Origin of the sequence: Xanthomarina arctica, assembly GCF_014638915.1 — a bacterium.
Taxonomy (GTDB): Bacteria; Bacteroidota; Bacteroidia; order Flavobacteriales; family Flavobacteriaceae; genus Xanthomarina; species Xanthomarina arctica.
Map to the genome: position 1 here is coordinate 404,795 of NZ_BMFQ01000002.1, position 17,622 is coordinate 422,416.

The window sequence follows — 17,622 nt, forward strand, 5'->3', positions numbered from 1 at the left end:
GAAGACGGAAATTTATAAAAACAAATATTATTATGAGTAAAATTATTGGAATCGATTTAGGAACTACAAACTCTTGCGTATCTGTAATGGAAGGTAATGAGCCAGTTGTAATTCCTAATGCAGAAGGTAAACGTACAACACCATCTGTTATCGCTTTTGTTGAAGGAGGCGAAATTAAAGTTGGTGACCCAGCAAAACGTCAAGCAGTAACAAACCCAACAAAAACGGTTTATTCTATCAAACGTTTTATGGGTAATAAATATTCTGAATCTAAAAATGAAGCAGAACGTGTACCGTACAAAGTAGTAAAAGGAGATAATGATACACCTCGTGTAGATATTGATGGTCGTTTATATACGCCACAAGAATTATCTGCTATGATTCTTCAAAAAATGAAGAAAACTGCTGAAGATTATTTAGGAACAACAGTTACTGAAGCAGTTATTACAGTTCCTGCTTACTTTAACGATAGTCAACGTCAAGCAACTAAGGAAGCTGGAGAGATTGCAGGTTTAAAAGTTCGAAGAATTATCAACGAACCTACAGCTGCTGCTTTAGCTTACGGAATGGATAAGAAAGGTATCGACCAAAAAATAGCTGTTTTTGATTTTGGAGGAGGAACACATGATGTTTCTATCTTAGAATTAGGAGATGGTGTTTTTGAAGTACTTGCTACAGATGGAGATACGCATTTAGGTGGTGATGATGTAGATCAAAAAATTATCGATTGGTTAGCTGCAGAATTTAAAGCTGAAGAAGATATCGATTTACGTAAAGACCCAATGGCTTTACAACGTTTAAAAGAAGCTGCTGAAAAAGCGAAGATTGAATTATCATCTTCTGCACAAACAGAAATAAACTTACCTTATGTTACGGCTACTGCTAGTGGACCAAAACACTTGGTACGTACTTTAACTCGTTCTAAATTCGAACAATTAATTGACGATTTAGTAAAACGTACTATAGAACCATGTCAAAAAGCTTTAAAAGCGGCAGGATTGACTAAAGATGATATCGACGAAGTTATTCTTGTTGGTGGATCTACTAGAATTCCAGCAGTACAAGAAGCAGTTGAAAAATTCTTTGGAAAAAAACCAAGTAAAGGAGTTAATCCAGACGAAGTTGTTTCTTTAGGAGCAGGTATTCAAGGTGGTGTTTTATCAGGAGATGTTAAAGATGTTTTATTATTAGATGTAACACCTTTATCTCTTGGTATTGAAACTATGGGTAATGTAATGACTAAGTTAATTGAAGCGAATACAACTATTCCTACAAAGAAAAGTCAAGTATTCTCTACAGCGGCAGACAATCAGCCTTCAGTAGAAATTCACGTTTTACAAGGTGAAAGAGCTATGGCAGCAGATAATAATACTATTGGACGTTTTCACTTAGACGGTCTTCCACCAGCACGTAGAGGAACACCTCAAATTGAAGTTACTTTTGATATTGATGCGAATGGAATTATCCATGTAACAGCAGGAGATAAAGCAACTGGAAAAACGCAAGACATTAGAATTGAAGCTTCTTCTGGATTAACAGAAGAGGAAATCAAGAAAATGAAGCAAGATGCTGAAGAGAATGCAGATGCAGATAAAGCAGCTAAAGAAAAAGCTGACAAATTAAATGCTGCAGATGCTATGATTTTCCAAACAGAAAGTCAGTTACAAGAATTTGGTGAAAAATTATCTGATGATAAAAAGAAACCAATTGAAGAAGCTCTTGAAGAATTGAAAGCAGCTTACGAAACTAAGGACATAGCAGTTATTGATCCAGCTTTAGAGAAAATTAACGAAGCTTGGAAAGTAGCTAGCGAAGAAATGTACAAAGCACAAGAAGGTGGACAACAAGGTGGTCCAGAAGCTGGTCCTGATGCAAATGCAGGAGGCGATGCTAACCAAGAAAGTGACGTAGAAGACGTAGATTTCGAAGAAGTTAAGTAAGCAGAGAGCCGAGTTTTACTTTTTGTAAAACTGGAGCGAATCGCTTATGCCGACGTAGGTGGGCATCTTGGAGAACCAATTTTGTAAAACAAAATTGTGTGAATCGCTTGTCTCAAATTTATTTTGGGATCTTAGAGAGCATCCTGATTAAAATCGGGATTGTGAATTCCTTATCCTGAGAGAAGTCGAAGGATCTTTTAAAAATAGAATAGATTTTAAAAAACGCAATCAGAAATGGTTGCGTTTTTTTTATTGGTTTAGATTTAGACCTGCCAGGTTTTATAAACCTGGCAGGTCTTTTTAAGTACAATAACTAATAGATTTTTACTGAAAAATTATTTTACCACAAATCTTAGAAAGATGTATTTTCTTTCTTACATTCGATAGAATTTTTTATATCCAAAGCCATGACCATTAAACCAACCCTCATTTTTGTATTCCTACTAAGTTTCTTTTTAAGTGGTTTTTCTCAATCTATAAGCAAGCAAGCCATGCTTGAAAAGATTAAAAATGAAGGTTTTAATAACTCACAAGCCATGTCGATGATTAGTGAATTATCCGACGTTTATGGACAACGCCTGACTGGTTCTAACGAATATTTAGAAGCAGCAAAATGGATGTCACAACAGATGATTTCTGTTGGTTTGGAGAATGTTCATTTTGAATCTTATTGTAATGATTGTCGTGGTTGGAGCATGGAGAGTTTTAATGTGGAGATGGTTTCACCAAATTTCATGCATATTTCGGCATATCCGTTGTCAATGTCAAAAAGTACGAATGGTATTGTTACGGGAGATGTGGTTCATATTAAAAAATACAGTCAGTTAGATTCTGTGAAACTTAAATTCTCAGGAAAGTTAAAAGGTAAAATTATTTTATTGGGAAAAGTGCCTCGTAAAAAATCCCTAACCGATACGCTATTTGAAAGATATTCTAAAGCCGATTTAGATAAAATGGCTTCACAAGATTCTGCTAAAGTTAAACAAACTCCCTTACCAGAATTATTAAAATCTTGGGAAACAGACGATATTAAAGAAGAAGCATTTTTAAAATTCTTAGAAGAAGAAGGCGCCTTGGCTGTTTTAAAATCCCGATCTATGTATTTGGGAGTTTTACATCCAGATGGCACCTATTATTACAAAGACGGGCAATTAAAACCTTTAGCATATTTTGCTATTATGCCTGAACATTTTGGTCGATTGGCAAGAATGATAGCCATGAATGTAACTCCTAAAGTACGTTTAAACCTAGAAACTACTTTTTATTCTAAACCGGAGAATAATGTGAATATCATAGCTGAATTAACAGGAACGGACAAAAAGTTAAAATCTGAAACCGTTTTGGTAGGGGCGCATTTCGATTCTTGGCACTCAGGAACTGGAGCTACAGATAATGGTGCAAGCTCTATTGTTTTGGTAGAAGCCTTAAGAATCCTTAAAAGTGTTGGCTATCAACCAAAAAGAACTATTAAATTAGGTCTTTGGGGAGGAGAAGAACAAGCTTTTTTAGGATCTGTTTCCTATGGTAAAACCCATTTTGGAGAGCATGATAAAAAACCAAATAAGGAGTCAACTAAAATAACGGCTTATTTAAATTTAGATAATGGAGCTGGAGCTATTAGGGGTTTATTTCTTCAAAATAATGCACTAGCAAAACCGGTGTTTAAAGAAATATTTTCAGCAATTCCAGATGTAACAGATGGTGTTTTAACCATTGAAAACACCTTGTCTACAGATCATGAAACATTCGATTTTTATAATATTCCTTCTTTTCAATTCATTCAAGATCCTTTAGAATATGATACGGTTACACACCACACACAATTAGATCTTTTTGAGTTTGTCCCTGAACAAGACGTCAAAAAGAATGCAGTTATTTTAGCTTGGACTATCTATTCGCTTTCAGAAAACAAAGAGCAGGTGCCAAGAAAACCTTTAAATTAAAGTCCTTGTTTTTATTCATATCAGGAATTATTTTGGATGATGGTTTAAGGGTAATTCATTCTCCCAAAAAAATTATGCACGCATAATAAATTGTCCTATATTTGACATTAAGATCTGCTAGGTTTCTAAAACAGAGCAGGTCTTTTAAAATAAGAAACCTATGCAAACCAAGCTTACTCAATTACTAAATATAAACTACCCAATAATTCAAGCACCTATGTTTTTGGTATCTAATACTGCTATGGTTATTGAAGCTATGAAAGGTGGTATTGCAGGATGTATTCCAGCTTTAAATTATAGAACGCTTGACGAATTAAGAGCGTCCATCCAAGAGTTAAAAGAAGCGAAAGTAGAAGGAGGTTCCTTTGGTTATAATTTAATAGTTAACAAATCCAATATAAAATATAAAGAACAACTTCGCGTGTTATGTGAAGAAGGTTGCGATTTCATTATCACCTCTTTAGGAAGTCCTGAAGAAACTATCAATCAAGCACATGCTGTAGGAATTAAGGTGTTTTGTGATATTACCGATTTAAAATTTGCACAAAAAGTGGAAAGTTTAGGTGCAGATGCGGCTATATGTGTGAATAATGAAGCAGGAGGACACAGAGGCGATTATTCTCCAGAAGAATTAATTAAATTACTAAAAGAAAACATTTCTATTCCTGTAATTTCAGCTGGAGGCGTTGGTTGTAAAGCAGATATTGATAAAATGATAAGTTATGGAGCCGATGGCGTTTCCGTTGGAAGTCCGTTTATCGCTTCTATTGAAGCTGGTGTTACAGAAGAATACAAGCAAGCTTGTGTTGATTATGGCGCCAAAGATATTATCATGACGCAACGTATCTCCGGAACACCTTGTACAGTTATAAACACACCTTATGTGCAAAAAATTGGAACCAAAGAATCTGGATTAGAATCTTTTTTAAATAAGAGTAAAAAACTTAAAAAATGGGTTAAAATGATTCGTTTTTCTATTGGAATGAATGCTACTACCAAAGCGGCAACTCAAGCTACCTATAAAACAGTTTGGGTTGCAGGACCAAGTATTGAATACACCAAAGCTATTTTACCTACCATGGAAATTGTAAAGACATTGACACACTAACTTTAAATATTTTAACGAATTGTTAAGTGTTTTTTTATTAGCCATATTTTTAAATGTGTTATGTTTGCCGGCAACAGATGAAAAAAACAAAGTCACATTTTAAATTTTTAAGAAACACACTTTTACTTTTAGTGGTTTTGTTTTCATTAACGCCATGTTCTGTAAAAGAATCTGGTGCAAAGGCTTTTGATATAGAATATCAAAGACCATTAAATAAGACAAGAGCGGTAATTACGCAACTAGATTCTTGTGAAAACTTGATTTTTAATCAGGCGGAAACAGTACAAACCCAAAAAGTTTCGGTCTTTACTTTACCTGTTATTTCAACAGTCGAGCCTCCTTTAATTCTAACGGATTCCGAAGAGAGTAACTTAATAAAACAGTCTAAAAAGCCTTTAGACCTTAGTCTTCCTTTATATATTTTATATAAGCGATTTAAAATGGATTTAGCTTAATTTCTTCAAGCGATACTTTTTAAATATCAACTTATATACATATTAAATCAATGAAACATTTTACAGATAAACAGTCATATAACATGACTGGACTTTTTACATTGTCTATCAGACTCGTTATTGGATGGACTTATTTTTCTGCCTTCTGGCGTAGACTCGTTTTAGAAAACAAACTAAACCCAGAAGAAGCTGGTTATATTGGCGAAAAATTCAATCATTTTTTACCTAACGCTTTAGGAATTAAACCGCTTATTGAATACATGGTGTCTAATCCAGATGTTTTATGGTGGCATATGATGGCTTTTACCATTATAGAAGGGCTTGTCGGTCTTTTTATTATGTTCGGCTTGTTTACTCGTTTAATGAGTATTGGCGTTTTCTTATTAGCTTTGGGAATTCTATTAGGATCCGGGTGGATTGGCACAACATGCTTGGACGAATGGCAAATAGGTGTTTTAGGAATTGCTAGTGGTTTCGCTCTATTTTTAAGCGGAAGTGGCTATTATTCTATGGATAAATTCTTTATGGATAGGAAATATAAATTTACTGAAACGAAGTGGTTTTCTTTCCTAGGCTCAGGGGTTTTACGAATAAAAAACTTAAAGCAAATTGTATTGGTAGGGGCTTTATCAATCTTCGCTTTAACCTTATATACCAATCAATATTTTCATGGAGGCGTATTTGGAACACTTCATAATAAGTCTGTAAAACCTAAAATTGAATTAAGTGATGCTGTTATTAAAAACAATACGCTACAATTTGAGGTTTTTAGAGTAGAAGGAGTGGATGTCTATGGTTCTTTTTTAATTGGAATTCAATTATTAGACAGTGCTGGTCATGTGGTTTTTGAAAAAAAGGGCGCTGACTTATCTCAATTTCCTATAGAAAACATTAATAATTACTATGTTGCTAAAGTGAAACCAGGAGTACATAGTCTCATTATTCCTTTAGGTTCTAAAGCTATTTTATCCCTCGATTTAGAAGATATCGCTTATTCGAAAGATGAAATTTATACCTTAAAGCTTATTGATATTAGTGGAGCAGAGTGGGAGATTCAAATTGAGAAATAAGATTTTTTAATTTATTATTTTTAAGTAAAACCCTTTAATATTTTCGGATGTTAAAGGGTTTTTATTTTTTAAACTAATCGAGATTACTAATAAAAAGCTCCAAAAATAGAACTTTTAATGCCGGGCCATTCTTCCCTTAAAATCGCATAACAACAGGTGTTTCTTCTATATCCATCTGGCATTAAAGTGTCTTTTTTTAAGATGCCTTCAAGTGTAGCTCCCAGTTTTTCAACCGCTTTTCTTGAACGCGAATTCCGTTCGTCAATTCGAAATTCAACTTTTTCAAATTCTAATACTTCAAAAGCATATTGAAGCATTAAAAATTTCACCTGTTTATTTAAACCTGAACCTTGAAAATCTTTTCCAATCCAAGTCCAACCAATATGCAAAACTTTGTTTTTCCAATTAATAATTCCAAAACGCGTACTTCCAGCATAGGCTATTTTTGTTTTATCGTATATTATAAAAGGAATGATTGTTTTATGATAAAAACCATCAACCGCAGTTTGTACATATGCTTTAAGAGTTTCTGAAGTTGAAATATCGCTAGGTGAGTAGTAGATTAGATCTTTTTCGCTTCCAATATCTTGTAGGTTTTTGTAATTACTCAAATCTAATAAGGAGAGTTTCACATAGCTGTTTTCTAAAGGTGGTATGTTCATAGTATTAAACTAAACTTTTAATAAGCTTGACATTTACTTCATGTTTTCCTTTAAAAGGAACAATATCTAAGTTGTTTCCAAATAACTCTTTGGCTCTGTTAGTTTCGTTAACAATACGTTCCGCATTTAAATATTCGTCATCTGTGCCATAAATCATGGAAACTTTTGCTTGAAGAAAATTAAAATTTTCAGGTATCAACTCCTTAGGAATTCCTCCAGAATGTAATACCAATTGAGAGCAAGCAAGTTTTCTTTTGGCTACATATCTCATAGCCACACTAACACCTTGAGAATACCCTAAAACAATTAAATTAGTGTCTTTTGGAAGTTGTTCTGCTTCAAAAACAGCATCAAAATAACGCATGATGTTTTCAGTTTCTTTTAGCGTATTTTCCTTTGTCAACCAGCTAGCACCCACATGTTTTAAATTTTGGGGTAAATAATATTTACTTTGGGCTTGTGGTGCAATCAGGTAATTTTCATCGGCGTTTAAACCCGTAAAATATCTTAAAAAATACCGACTTAAAAATCCCATGCCATGACAAACAAACCAAACGTTTTTTGTTTTATCGGTCAAGCTGTTTAAAGTTGCGTAGCTATTGGTAGTTGTGTAGGATATTTCTTTTTCTTCTAAATTCATTTCGTACTTTTACATTTCGATTTTAAAAATACAAGAATTCTATGCAATTATCTAAAAAAGACTTGTTAGTTAAGTTAAATAATATAAGTAAAAATACCTTAATGGAAACTTTAGAAATCGAGATTACAGATTGTGGCGACGATTATTTAGTAGCTAGAATGCCTGTAAACTCTCGAGTTCATCAACCAGATGGCGTTTTGCATGGTGGAGCTACAGCGGCACTTGCAGAAAGTGTTGGAAGTTATGCATCTCATCTTTTTTTAAACATAGATGAAGTTTTTGTTAGAGGTACTGAAATTACTGCCAACCATTTAAAGAGCGTTAAAAGTGGCAATATTTATGCCAAAGCTACATTTTTACATAAAGGAAGAACGACTCAATTATTAGATATTAGAATCACTGATGATGACAATAATTTAGTGTCTGTTTGTAGATTATCAACCATTTCGCTTCCAAAAAAGAAATAATGACTTCAGATGTGTTTTTTGAACAGATTCAACAACAATTAAATAAACAATTACCTTTTGTAGTTTATCGAAAACCAAATGATCATTTGGTTAAAGCGATGCTTCAAAATACAGATTTACTTCATAATGTGTCAGATTACACGGAAAAAGGTTTTGTTTTTGCACCTTTTGATGATTCTAAAGATGCCATTTTAATTCCTATGGAAGATTCTGAAATTATTGCATGTGATTCTATTATTTCGAATGAACTTGAGAAATCTGTTGAAAATACCAATTGTTTTGAAGCTGAAAAGCAAATGCATATGAACCTTGTAAAAAAAGGTTTAGATGCCATTAAAGAGGGAAAATTTCAAAAAGTAGTTCTTTCTAGATGTGAAACGGTTGATCTTTTAAAAACAAACCCTTTACACATTTTTAAAAATTTATTGCAACATTATCCAACCGCTTTTGTAAATCTCTGGTATCATCCTAAAGTTGGCTTATGGCTAGGAGCAACCCCAGAAACACTTCTAGAAGTTGAAGGTTCCCGATTTAAAACTATGGCTTTAGCAGGAACTCAGAATTATAATGGAACTATCGATGTTACTTGGGAAAATAAAGAAAAAGAAGAACAACAATTTGTAACGGACTTTATAGTAGATAGTTTAAAAGCTTCAGTAAGTAGTCTAAATGTGTCTAAAGCTATTACAGTGAAAGCAGGAAATGTTATTCACCTTAAAACTGCCATTTCAGGGATTTTAGATTTTAAACTTTTAAACTTTAAACAAGTGCTCAAGGCACTTCATCCAACCCCAGCTGTTTGCGGTTTACCAAAGGAAAAAGCGAAAGAATTCATCTTAAAGAATGAAAATTATTATAGAGAATTTTACACAGGTTTTTTAGGCGAATTAAATTTACAAGAAAAAACAAGTAGAAACGCCAACAGACGTAATGTAGAGAACAATGCTTATAGGGCTGTGAAAAATGTGTCAAATCTTTATGTAAATCTACGTTGTATGAAAATTTCTGAGCAAAAAGCACACATTTATATAGGTGGAGGGATTACAAAAGATTCGAAGCCAGAAGCAGAATGGCAAGAAACCGTTGCAAAAGCGGCCGTCATGAAAAAGGTATTGCAATAATTTTATTTCGCTTGTCTATTTACTACATTTACAGCTAGATTTTTCTAACATGCTATACCCTAAAAACCTTCTTGCACAAACTGTTATTCAGTTGTGTAAAGCTAAAAATGTACAACATATTGTTATTTCTCCTGGAAGTAGAAATGCACCTTTAACCATTGGTTTTACTAACGATCCTTTTTTTACATGCTATAGCATTGTAGATGAGCGTTGTGCCGGGTTTTTTGCTCTTGGAATTGCACAACAATTGGAAAGCCCTGTAGCCTTAGTTTGTACCTCTGGAAGTGCGTTGCTTAACTATTATCCAGCCGTTGCCGAAGCTTTTTATAGCGATATTCCACTAATTGTACTATCAGCAGATAGACCCAATTATTTAATTGGAATAGGAGATGGACAAACCATCAACCAAAAAGATGTTTATGCCAATCATATTTTGTTTTCGGCTAATTTAAAGTTGAATTACGAATATGCACCTAAAAACTCAAATGAACACGAACCAGCTATTATCAAGTCTATTGAAAATAAACTGGAGCGTATGTTGGGAGTCAAGCAGGAACTAGATGATGAAAACGAAACAAAAATCAATGCGGCTATAAATAAGGCCATTTCCTTAAAAGGACCTGTTCATATTAATATTCCTTTTGAAGAACCTCTTTATGAAACCACAGATAAGTTAACGGTTAAACCTAAAGTGATAGATATAGAAGTCCGAAAGAAAAAAATTGACGATTTCTTTATCCAAGAATGCTATGACGATTGGAATACCTATTCTAAAAAAATGATTTTAGTTGGTGCCAATCAGCCCAACCATGTGGAACAGCAAATTCTGGATGAATTAGCTAAAGATAGCAGTGTTATTGTTTTTAATGAAACTACATCCAACATCCATAATAAACAATTTTTCAATAGTATAGATAAATTAATCGCGCCCTTAGAGGAAGCGGATTTTCATAAATTACAACCTGATATTTTAGTTACTTTTGGAGGCTTAATTGTTTCCAAAAAAATTAAAACCTTTTTAAGAAAATTTCAACCAAAACATCATTGGCACATAGATAAGAAAAATGCAAATGACACATTTTTTTGTTTGGATAAACATATTGAAGCGACTCCAAATCAGTTTTTTAATTCCCTTTTACCACGATTGACACATTTTGTAAAGAGTGATTATAGAACATACTGGGGAGAGATCAAGCTAGTTAGAGATCAAAAGCACCAAGAATATTTAGCCGATATTTTATTTAGCGATTTTAAAGTCTTCGACTCCGTTTTTCAAGCTTTACCAGAACAAACGGTTTTACAACTGGGTAATAGTTCTACGGTTAGGTATGCACAACTTTTCAATTTAAAGAAAAGCATTACTGTATTTTGTAATCGTGGTACAAGTGGTATCGATGGAAGCACAAGTACAGCTATTGGTTGTTCTAAAGTTAGTAAAAAGCAAACCACGTTAATTACTGGCGACTTAAGTTTCTTTTACGACAGCAATGCGCTGTGGAACAATTATATCCCAAATAATTTCAGGATTATTGTTATTAATAATCAAGGAGGAGGTATTTTTAGAATATTGCCAGGAGATAAAAACTCAAAGAAATTCGAGACTTACTTTGAAACTGCTCATAATTTAACAGCGAAGCAACTTTGTAAAATGTACGATTTTGATTATGATGTGGCCGCCAACGAACGCCAATTAAAAACACAATTAAAAACATTTTTTGAGGAATCAAATCAACCAAAATTATTGGAGATTTTTACTCCAAGAACGCTTAATGACGAGGTTTTATTAGATTACTTTAAATTTATTAAGTAGCTTTAAAAGCCTTTTCAATTTTGATTATACCCTTACCTAATATTACTACCTTTGCATTATGATACATTTAGGAGAATACAATACATTAGAAATAATTCGTGAATCTGAACAAGGTTTATATTTAGCTGATACGGAAGGAAATGAAATATTATTACCAAATAGATATGTTCCTGAAGCATTTCATATTTGGGATAAAATTGAAGTATTTGTTTATTTAGATAACGAAGAACGTTTAGTCGCTGTTACAGATAAACCTTATATAAAAAATGGAGATTTCGCGCTTTTAAGATGTAGTGCTGTTACAGATCATGGCGCTTTTCTAGATTGGGGAATGCTTAAAGAATTATTTTGCCCGTTTAGAGAACAAGCCTTTGAAATGAAAAAAGGAGGTTGGTATTTTGTCTATTGTTTTTTAGATGAAAAAAGTGAAAGGTTAGTAGCTTCTAGTAAAACAAATCAGTTTTTAGACAATAAGGAACTTACGGTTGTTCCGTTTGAAGAAGTCGATTTAATTGTGTCTCATCCTTCAGATATAGGAATGAATGTTATTATTAATAAAAAACACTCAGGCCTTATTTTTAAAGACGATATCTTCCAAGACCTTAGTGTTGGAGATAGATTAAAAGGTTATGTAAAGAAAATTCGTCCTGATAATAAAATTGATGTTGTTTTAGGACAAGTAGGATATAGAAACATCGAACCAAATGCCGATGCTATCATGATAGAACTTCGTGATAATGATGGGTACTTAAATTTAACAGATAAGTCTGATCCTGAAAAAATAAAACAAGTGTTACAAATGAGCAAAAAAACCTTTAAAAAAGCCGTTGGAACTTTATACAGACAAAAGCTTATTGAAATTAAGGACGACGGAATTTATTTAGTATAAAGCGATATTTCATATTTAAAGAAGACTAAAACATGAGTGAAATAAACTGGAAAACAGCCAAGGAATACGAGGATATAACCTATAAAAAATGCAATGGTGTAGCCAGAATAGCTTTTAACAGACCAGATGTTAGAAATGCTTTCAGACCTAAAACTACAAAAGAATTATACGATGCGTTTTACGATGCTGGAGAAGATGTAAATATTGGAGTGGTGTTGCTTTCAGCTGAAGGGCCATCAACTAAAGATGGTATTTATTCTTTCTGTTCTGGAGGAGATCAAAAAGCGCGTGGGCATCAAGGTTATGTTGGAGACGATGGCTACCACAGGTTAAATATTTTAGAAGTACAGCGTCTTATTCGTTTTATGCCTAAAGCCGTTATTGCCGTAGTTCCAGGTTGGGCAGTTGGTGGTGGACACAGTTTACACGTGGTTTGCGATTTAACTTTAGCAAGTAAAGAACATGCTATTTTTAAACAAACAGATGCCGATGTTACCAGTTTTGATGGGGGATATGGTTCTGCTTATTTAGCAAAAATGGTTGGGCAGAAAAGAGCTCGTGAAATCTTTTTCTTAGGAAGAAATTACTCCGCTCAAGAGGCTTATGATATGGGTATGGTAAATGCTGTTATTCCTCATGAAGAACTTGAAAATACTGCTTATGAATGGGCTCACGAAATATTAGAAAAATCTCCAACATCCATTAAAATGCTAAAATTTGCCATGAATTTGACAGACGATGGTATGGTAGGACAGCAAGTATTTGCTGGAGAAGCGACTCGTTTAGCTTATATGACAGATGAAGCCAAGGAAGGTCGAGATGCTTTTCTAGAAAAACGTAAGCCTAATTTTCCAAAAAAATGGATTCCTTAAAGCTATAAAGATTCAAATTTAGTTTATGCCAAAAAAATATAAAATCTGGTTATCGGCCTTTAGGTTAAGAACATTGCCATTATCTATTTCAGGAATCATTGTGGCTGCAAGTTTGGCTGCTTACAATGGATTGTTTAATTGGATGGTTTTTGTGTTAGCCATTTTAACAACCTTGAGTTTACAGGTGCTTTCCAATCTTGCAAACGATTATGGAGATGGTGTAAAGGGAACAGATAATCACGAAAGAATAGGTCCGCAACGCGCGTTACAAAGCGGGGATATTTCACCAGAAGAGATGTTCGACGCTATAAAAGTTAACATCTTAATTACCATAGGATTGGCTTTTTTCTTAATTATGGCTGCTTTTGGTACGAATCATTTTTTGCTTGCCATGTTATTTTTTGGTATTGGTTTACTCTCTATTTATGCAGCGATAAAATATACCATAGGTAAAAATGCTTATGGTTATAGAGGTCTTGGCGATTTATTTGTTTTTGTTTTTTTTGGTTTTGTAAGTGTGGTAGGTGGTTATGTCTTGTTCTCAAAAGAATTGGACCACATTGTGTTTTTACCAGCTTGTACTATTGGTTTATTAAGTGCTGCTGTTTTAAACCTAAACAATTTAAGAGATATTAACTCAGATAGAAATGCTAATAAGAATACGCTTATCGTTAAAATGGGGTTTGAAAAAGGGAAGAAATATCATTATTTCCTAGTTGGATCTGCTATCGTTTTATCCGCTTTATATGGTATTCTATATTATACATCCATTTTTAATCTTATTTACTTTATTGCTTATATTCCTTTAGTCAAACACCTAATTTTTGTTTATAAAAATAGTGAACCAAAATTATTGGATCCAGAGTTAAAAAAGCTAGCATTAACTACCTTTTTATTGAGTGTTTTACTTGCTATTGGTCATCTGATTTAGTCAGAGCAAATAAAATAAATTCGTAAAGCCTTGTTTTTCAATTAAATAAAACTTATATTTATATTGTTGGTAGGTTATTATCAATAATTGAAGCGGACAAAATGCTTCATATTTTGGGGATTGAAAAACTCAAGCAGATTACTTAAATTTGTTTGAGTTTTTTTGTATTTTTCAGTCTCATTAAAATCTCTCAAAATGAAAATTACATTCTACGGTCATGCAAGTTTAGGAATAGAAGTAAATGATGTTCATATTTTAGTCGATCCTTATATTTCGGCTAATGAAAAAGCTTCACATATAGACATAAATACGTTGAAAGCGGATTATATTTTACTTACTCATGCACATCAGGATCATATTTTAGATGTGGAAGCCATAGCGAAACGCACAGATGCTGTAATAGTTTCTAATTTTGAGATTGTAACTTATTTTCAGAATAAAGGTTTTGAAGGTCATCCGATGAATCTTGGTGGTAGTTGGGACTTCGAATTTGGAAATGTGAAGTACGTAAATGCTATTCATACCTCTTCTTTTCCTGATGGAAGTTATGGCGGACAACCAGGTGGTTTTGTTATTGAAGGTGAGCGTAAAAATATCTATATTGCTGGAGATACAGCCCTTACAATGGATATGAAACTCATTCCACTTCAGATAAAACTGGATCTTGCTATTTTACCTATTGGTGATAATTTTACCATGGGAATTGCGGATGCAATTTTGGCTAGCGATTTTGTTCAATGCGACAAAATTCTTGGTTATCACTTCGATACTTTTGGATATATTGAAATTGATCACGAGGAGGCTAAACGTAAATTTTTCGATAAAAATAAAGATTTAATGTTGTTGGAAATAGGCGAGAGTATTGAGTTGTAAATTCTGATTCTAAATTTTTATGTGACATTACTTCTCAAAATTACTTTATGAAGTAATCTTAAGGATATTCTTTTAACATAGATTCCAAAGACTTCCTTTTTACCAATATAGGCTTCAAACTTCTCTTTTCTTATGGCTTTTAGCATGCGTTTTACAAAAATGTCTACATCCAACCCATTTTCTGTCATGTTATCTTGATAGCCTTGTTTACTGCCATCTGCAGTTAAAGCATTTCTAGCCACATTGGTGTTTACAAATCCTGGACAAATTAAAGTTACTTTTATATGGTCTTTATCATGTTCCAAACGTAAAGCATCAAAAAAACCATGTAAGGCATGTTTTGCGCCACAATAAGCTGAGCGTAGGGGAGAACTGAATTTTCCCATAAGACTTGTTACAACTACGTATTGACCAGATTGGTTTGCAATAAAGTGAGGCAAAAGAGCTTTACTTAACGCTACCGTTCCCAAATAATCTATCTCCATCAATTTTTTATCTACTTCAATGGAAGTTTCTATAATAGGAGAACGTTGACTAATACCACCGTTGTTGATTAGAATATCTATTTTACCAAAAAGTTGAATGGCATTACCAGTAACTTGTTTCATATTGGCGTAATGTGCCAAATCGAATGGGAGTATTTTAATGTTTTCCGGATTTTCACAACTTTTTTGTACCTCTAAAAGCTGGTCCTGGTTTCTCGAAGAAAGTATCAGTTTACAATCTTGTTTTGATAGTTCTAAAGCCAATCCTCTTCCAATCCCACTAGATGCTCCAGTAATCCAAATAACTTTATTTCTAAAAATCATACCGTATCATTTTTAGCATCCGCTGAAAACTGCGACTGTGACTGTAAACTTGAATTCAGCCATTCTTCCCTTAAATCATCGCTCATTTTTCCTGTACCATTATGTTTCCACCCTGGAGGTTTTATAAAATACTTTATTCTGTTAATTAAGGTTGTTTTAGTAGAAAATGCATCCTTTAGTAGGTTGCCCCATTCAACAAAAGCTACTTTTACAGGGTTGTATGTGTTGATATTTGATACCAAGCCATAAACTACTTTTTCTTCCTTTAGTTCTGGTTGAAAGGTTCCAAAAATCTTATCCCAAATAATTAAAATACCAGCATGATTTCTGTCTAAATAAATAGGATTACTTCCATGATGAACTCGGTGATGAGAAGGTGTGTTCATAATAGCCTCAAACCATTTTGGCATTTTATCTATGGCTTCTGTGTGTATCCAGAATTGATATAGCAAACTCACAGACATTTGTAATAAAATCATGGCGGGGTGAAAACCTAGTAAGGGCAACCAAAGCCAAAAAACAAAAGAATAAAAGCTACCAGACCAAGTTTGTCTTAAAGCGGTACTTAAATTATAATGTTGTGAGGAATGGTGAACCACATGAGAGGCCCAAAATAATCTGGATTCATGCGAAATTCTATGAAACCAATAATAAGCCAAATCGTCTGCAAAAAATAACAGGACAAAACTCCACCAAGCAACAGGAATTGTAAAGAGTCTAAAATTTTCGTAAACAAAAAATAATGCTAATAAAACCAAACCTTTACTTACTAACCCAATAAAAACGTTTCCTACACCCATAGCAATAGAGGTAAAGGCATCTTTAGTTTCATAGGTGTTCATTTTCTGCCTTGTTGTAATTATTAGTTCTAATAACATAGACAGCGCAAAAAAAGGAATGGCAAAATGAATAAGATTTGGAAATTCCGGCATGAGTATTTAATATATTATGTAGACTAATGTACAAAAATTTTTGAGTATTTTTGAAACTGATTATGAAAGCAACCTACCAAAAGTATATTTTAAATTTTAAACAGGCTAGTGGTACCTCTAGAGGTGTTTTAAAAACTAAGGAAACTTGGTTTTTAATTCTTGAAAGGGATGGTAAAACTGGAGTTGGAGAATGTGGCTTGTTTCGTGGACTTAGTATAGACGACGTATCAGAATATGAAGAGACATTAAAATGGACTTGCTTAAATATTGAGTTAGGATTACAGGCTTTATTAAACAAACTTGTTGAGTTTCCAAGCATTCAATTCGGACTGGAAACCGCTTTTTCTTCTTTGGAAAGTAAAGATCCTTTTAAAATATTTCCTTCAAATTTCACTCAGGGTTCAGATGCCATTCCTATTAATGGCTTGATTTGGATGGGAAGTGAAACTTTTATGAAACAGCAGATAACAGATAAAATTGAAGCTGGTTTTTCCTGTATTAAAATGAAAATTGGGGCAATCGATTTTCAAACGGAATTACAACTTTTAAAATCTATTAGAAAAACATTTTCTTCAAAAGATATTGAATTAAGAGTCGATGCTAATGGAGCCTTTTCGCCATTAGAAGCTTTAGAAAAACTTAAGATTCTTTCAGAATTAGAAATTCATTCCATAGAACAACCTATAAAACAAGGTCAAGTTCAAGAGATGGCAAAATTATGTGAGGATTCTCCATTGCCGATAGCTCTGGATGAAGAATTGATTGGCGTTTTTTCAAAAGAAAAAAAGGAGGCATTATTACAAACCATAAACCCTCAATTTATTATTTTGAAGCCTAGTTTGGTTGGTGGTTTTACTGGAAGTATGGATTGGATAAATTTGGCAGAAAAACAGAAAATAGGTTGGTGGATAACAAGTGCTTTAGAAAGTAACGTTGGTTTAAATGCTATTGCTCAATGGACTTACACCTTGAAAAGTATGTTGCCCCAAGGGCTTGGAACAGGAAGTCTATTTACCAATAATTTTGACTCGCCTTTAAAAGTAAAAAATGGTACATTGCAGTATCAAAAAAATAAAAACTGGAATTTTAATTTATAAAAT

Annotated in this window: 17 protein-coding genes; 13 read left to right on the forward strand and 4 right to left on the reverse strand. The window is 33.3% G+C overall.

The genetic code is table 11. The annotated features are described in order from the left end of the window. The first annotated feature begins 32 nt into the window (after positions 1–32). From dnaK to IEV77_RS08070, 5 genes are all read left to right on the forward strand, one after another. Entirely contained in the window at positions 33–1,940 is a 1,908-nt protein-coding gene (gene dnaK / locus IEV77_RS08050; protein ID WP_188463625.1) for a molecular chaperone DnaK, read from the forward strand. A gap of 407 nt (positions 1,941–2,347) precedes the next feature. Next, on the forward strand, positions 2,348–3,883 hold the full coding sequence (locus tag IEV77_RS08055; protein ID WP_188463627.1) for a M28 family peptidase: 1,536 nt from the start codon (positions 2,348–2,350) through the stop codon (positions 3,881–3,883). Positions 3,884–4,043: 160 nt separating this feature from the next. Further along, a complete protein-coding gene (locus tag IEV77_RS08060) occupies positions 4,044–4,991 on the forward strand; it encodes an NAD(P)H-dependent flavin oxidoreductase (RefSeq protein WP_188463629.1) in 948 nt (315 codons plus the stop codon). Positions 4,992–5,068: 77 nt separating this feature from the next. Then, the gene (locus tag IEV77_RS08065) at positions 5,069–5,446 is read left to right on the forward strand and encodes a hypothetical protein (protein WP_188463631.1); all 378 of its coding nucleotides are present in this window, start codon (positions 5,069–5,071) and stop codon (positions 5,444–5,446) included. A 50-nt stretch (positions 5,447–5,496) separates the two neighbouring features. Next, positions 5,497–6,516 carry a TQO small subunit DoxD gene (locus IEV77_RS08070; protein ID WP_188463633.1) on the forward strand — a complete coding sequence of 340 codons (1,020 nt, stop codon included), beginning with the start codon at positions 5,497–5,499 and terminating at the stop codon, positions 6,514–6,516. A gap of 86 nt (positions 6,517–6,602) precedes the next feature. Here IEV77_RS08070 and IEV77_RS08075 read toward each other — a convergent pair whose 3' ends face one another. Together IEV77_RS08075 and IEV77_RS08080 are read right to left on the reverse strand one after the other, a co-directional pair. Next, the gene (locus IEV77_RS08075) at positions 6,603–7,178 is read right to left on the reverse strand and encodes a GNAT family N-acetyltransferase (protein WP_188463635.1); all 576 of its coding nucleotides are present in this window, start codon (positions 7,176–7,178) and stop codon (positions 6,603–6,605) included. Positions 7,179–7,182: 4 nt separating this feature from the next. Continuing rightward, the gene (locus IEV77_RS08080) at positions 7,183–7,818 is read right to left on the reverse strand and encodes an alpha/beta hydrolase (RefSeq protein ID WP_188463637.1); all 636 of its coding nucleotides are present in this window, start codon (positions 7,816–7,818) and stop codon (positions 7,183–7,185) included. 41 nt (positions 7,819–7,859) lie between these two features. Between IEV77_RS08080 and IEV77_RS08085 the strand changes: the two genes are divergently transcribed. The 7 genes from IEV77_RS08085 (at position 7,860) to IEV77_RS08115 (ending at position 14,781) form a co-directional block, all read left to right on the forward strand. Further along, positions 7,860–8,285 (forward strand): PaaI family thioesterase, encoded by a 426-nt coding sequence (locus tag IEV77_RS08085; RefSeq protein ID WP_188463639.1) that lies wholly within the window; start codon positions 7,860–7,862, stop codon positions 8,283–8,285. Further along, positions 8,285–9,406, forward strand: coding sequence for a chorismate-binding protein (locus IEV77_RS08090; protein WP_188463641.1), 1,122 nt, complete (start codon positions 8,285–8,287; stop codon positions 9,404–9,406). The genes IEV77_RS08085 and IEV77_RS08090 overlap by 1 nt, the downstream gene beginning before the upstream one ends. A gap of 49 nt (positions 9,407–9,455) precedes the next feature. Continuing rightward, positions 9,456–11,216: a 2-succinyl-5-enolpyruvyl-6-hydroxy-3-cyclohexene-1-carboxylic-acid synthase gene (gene menD, locus IEV77_RS08095; RefSeq protein ID WP_188463643.1), complete on the forward strand. Its 1,761-nt coding sequence runs from the start codon at positions 9,456–9,458 to the stop codon at positions 11,214–11,216. Positions 11,217–11,274: 58 nt separating this feature from the next. Then, a complete protein-coding gene (locus IEV77_RS08100; protein WP_188463646.1) occupies positions 11,275–12,105 on the forward strand; it encodes a CvfB family protein in 831 nt (276 codons plus the stop codon). A gap of 32 nt (positions 12,106–12,137) precedes the next feature. Next, on the forward strand, positions 12,138–12,977 hold the full coding sequence (locus IEV77_RS08105; RefSeq protein WP_188463648.1) for a 1,4-dihydroxy-2-naphthoyl-CoA synthase: 840 nt from the start codon (positions 12,138–12,140) through the stop codon (positions 12,975–12,977). A gap of 25 nt (positions 12,978–13,002) precedes the next feature. Further along, complete coding sequence (gene menA, locus IEV77_RS08110) at positions 13,003–13,908, forward strand: 1,4-dihydroxy-2-naphthoate octaprenyltransferase (protein ID WP_188463650.1); 906 nt, start codon at positions 13,003–13,005, stop codon at positions 13,906–13,908. 195 nt (positions 13,909–14,103) lie between these two features. Further along, positions 14,104–14,781: a metal-dependent hydrolase gene (locus tag IEV77_RS08115; RefSeq protein ID WP_188463652.1), complete on the forward strand. Its 678-nt coding sequence runs from the start codon at positions 14,104–14,106 to the stop codon at positions 14,779–14,781. 17 nt (positions 14,782–14,798) lie between these two features. Here IEV77_RS08115 and IEV77_RS08120 read toward each other — a convergent pair whose 3' ends face one another. Beyond that, positions 14,799–15,590, reverse strand: coding sequence for an SDR family oxidoreductase (locus tag IEV77_RS08120; RefSeq protein ID WP_188463654.1), 792 nt, complete (start codon positions 15,588–15,590; stop codon positions 14,799–14,801). Continuing rightward, positions 15,587–16,522, reverse strand: a complete 936-nt coding sequence (locus IEV77_RS08125) for a sterol desaturase family protein (RefSeq protein ID WP_188463656.1) — start codon at positions 16,520–16,522, stop codon at positions 15,587–15,589. Before IEV77_RS08125 ends, IEV77_RS08120 begins: the two co-directional genes overlap by 4 nt. Before the next feature lie 62 nt (positions 16,523–16,584). Between IEV77_RS08125 and IEV77_RS08130 the strand changes: the two genes are divergently transcribed. Further along, positions 16,585–17,619, forward strand: a complete 1,035-nt coding sequence (locus IEV77_RS08130) for an o-succinylbenzoate synthase (protein ID WP_188463658.1) — start codon at positions 16,585–16,587, stop codon at positions 17,617–17,619. Positions 17,620–17,622 lie beyond the last annotated feature (3 nt).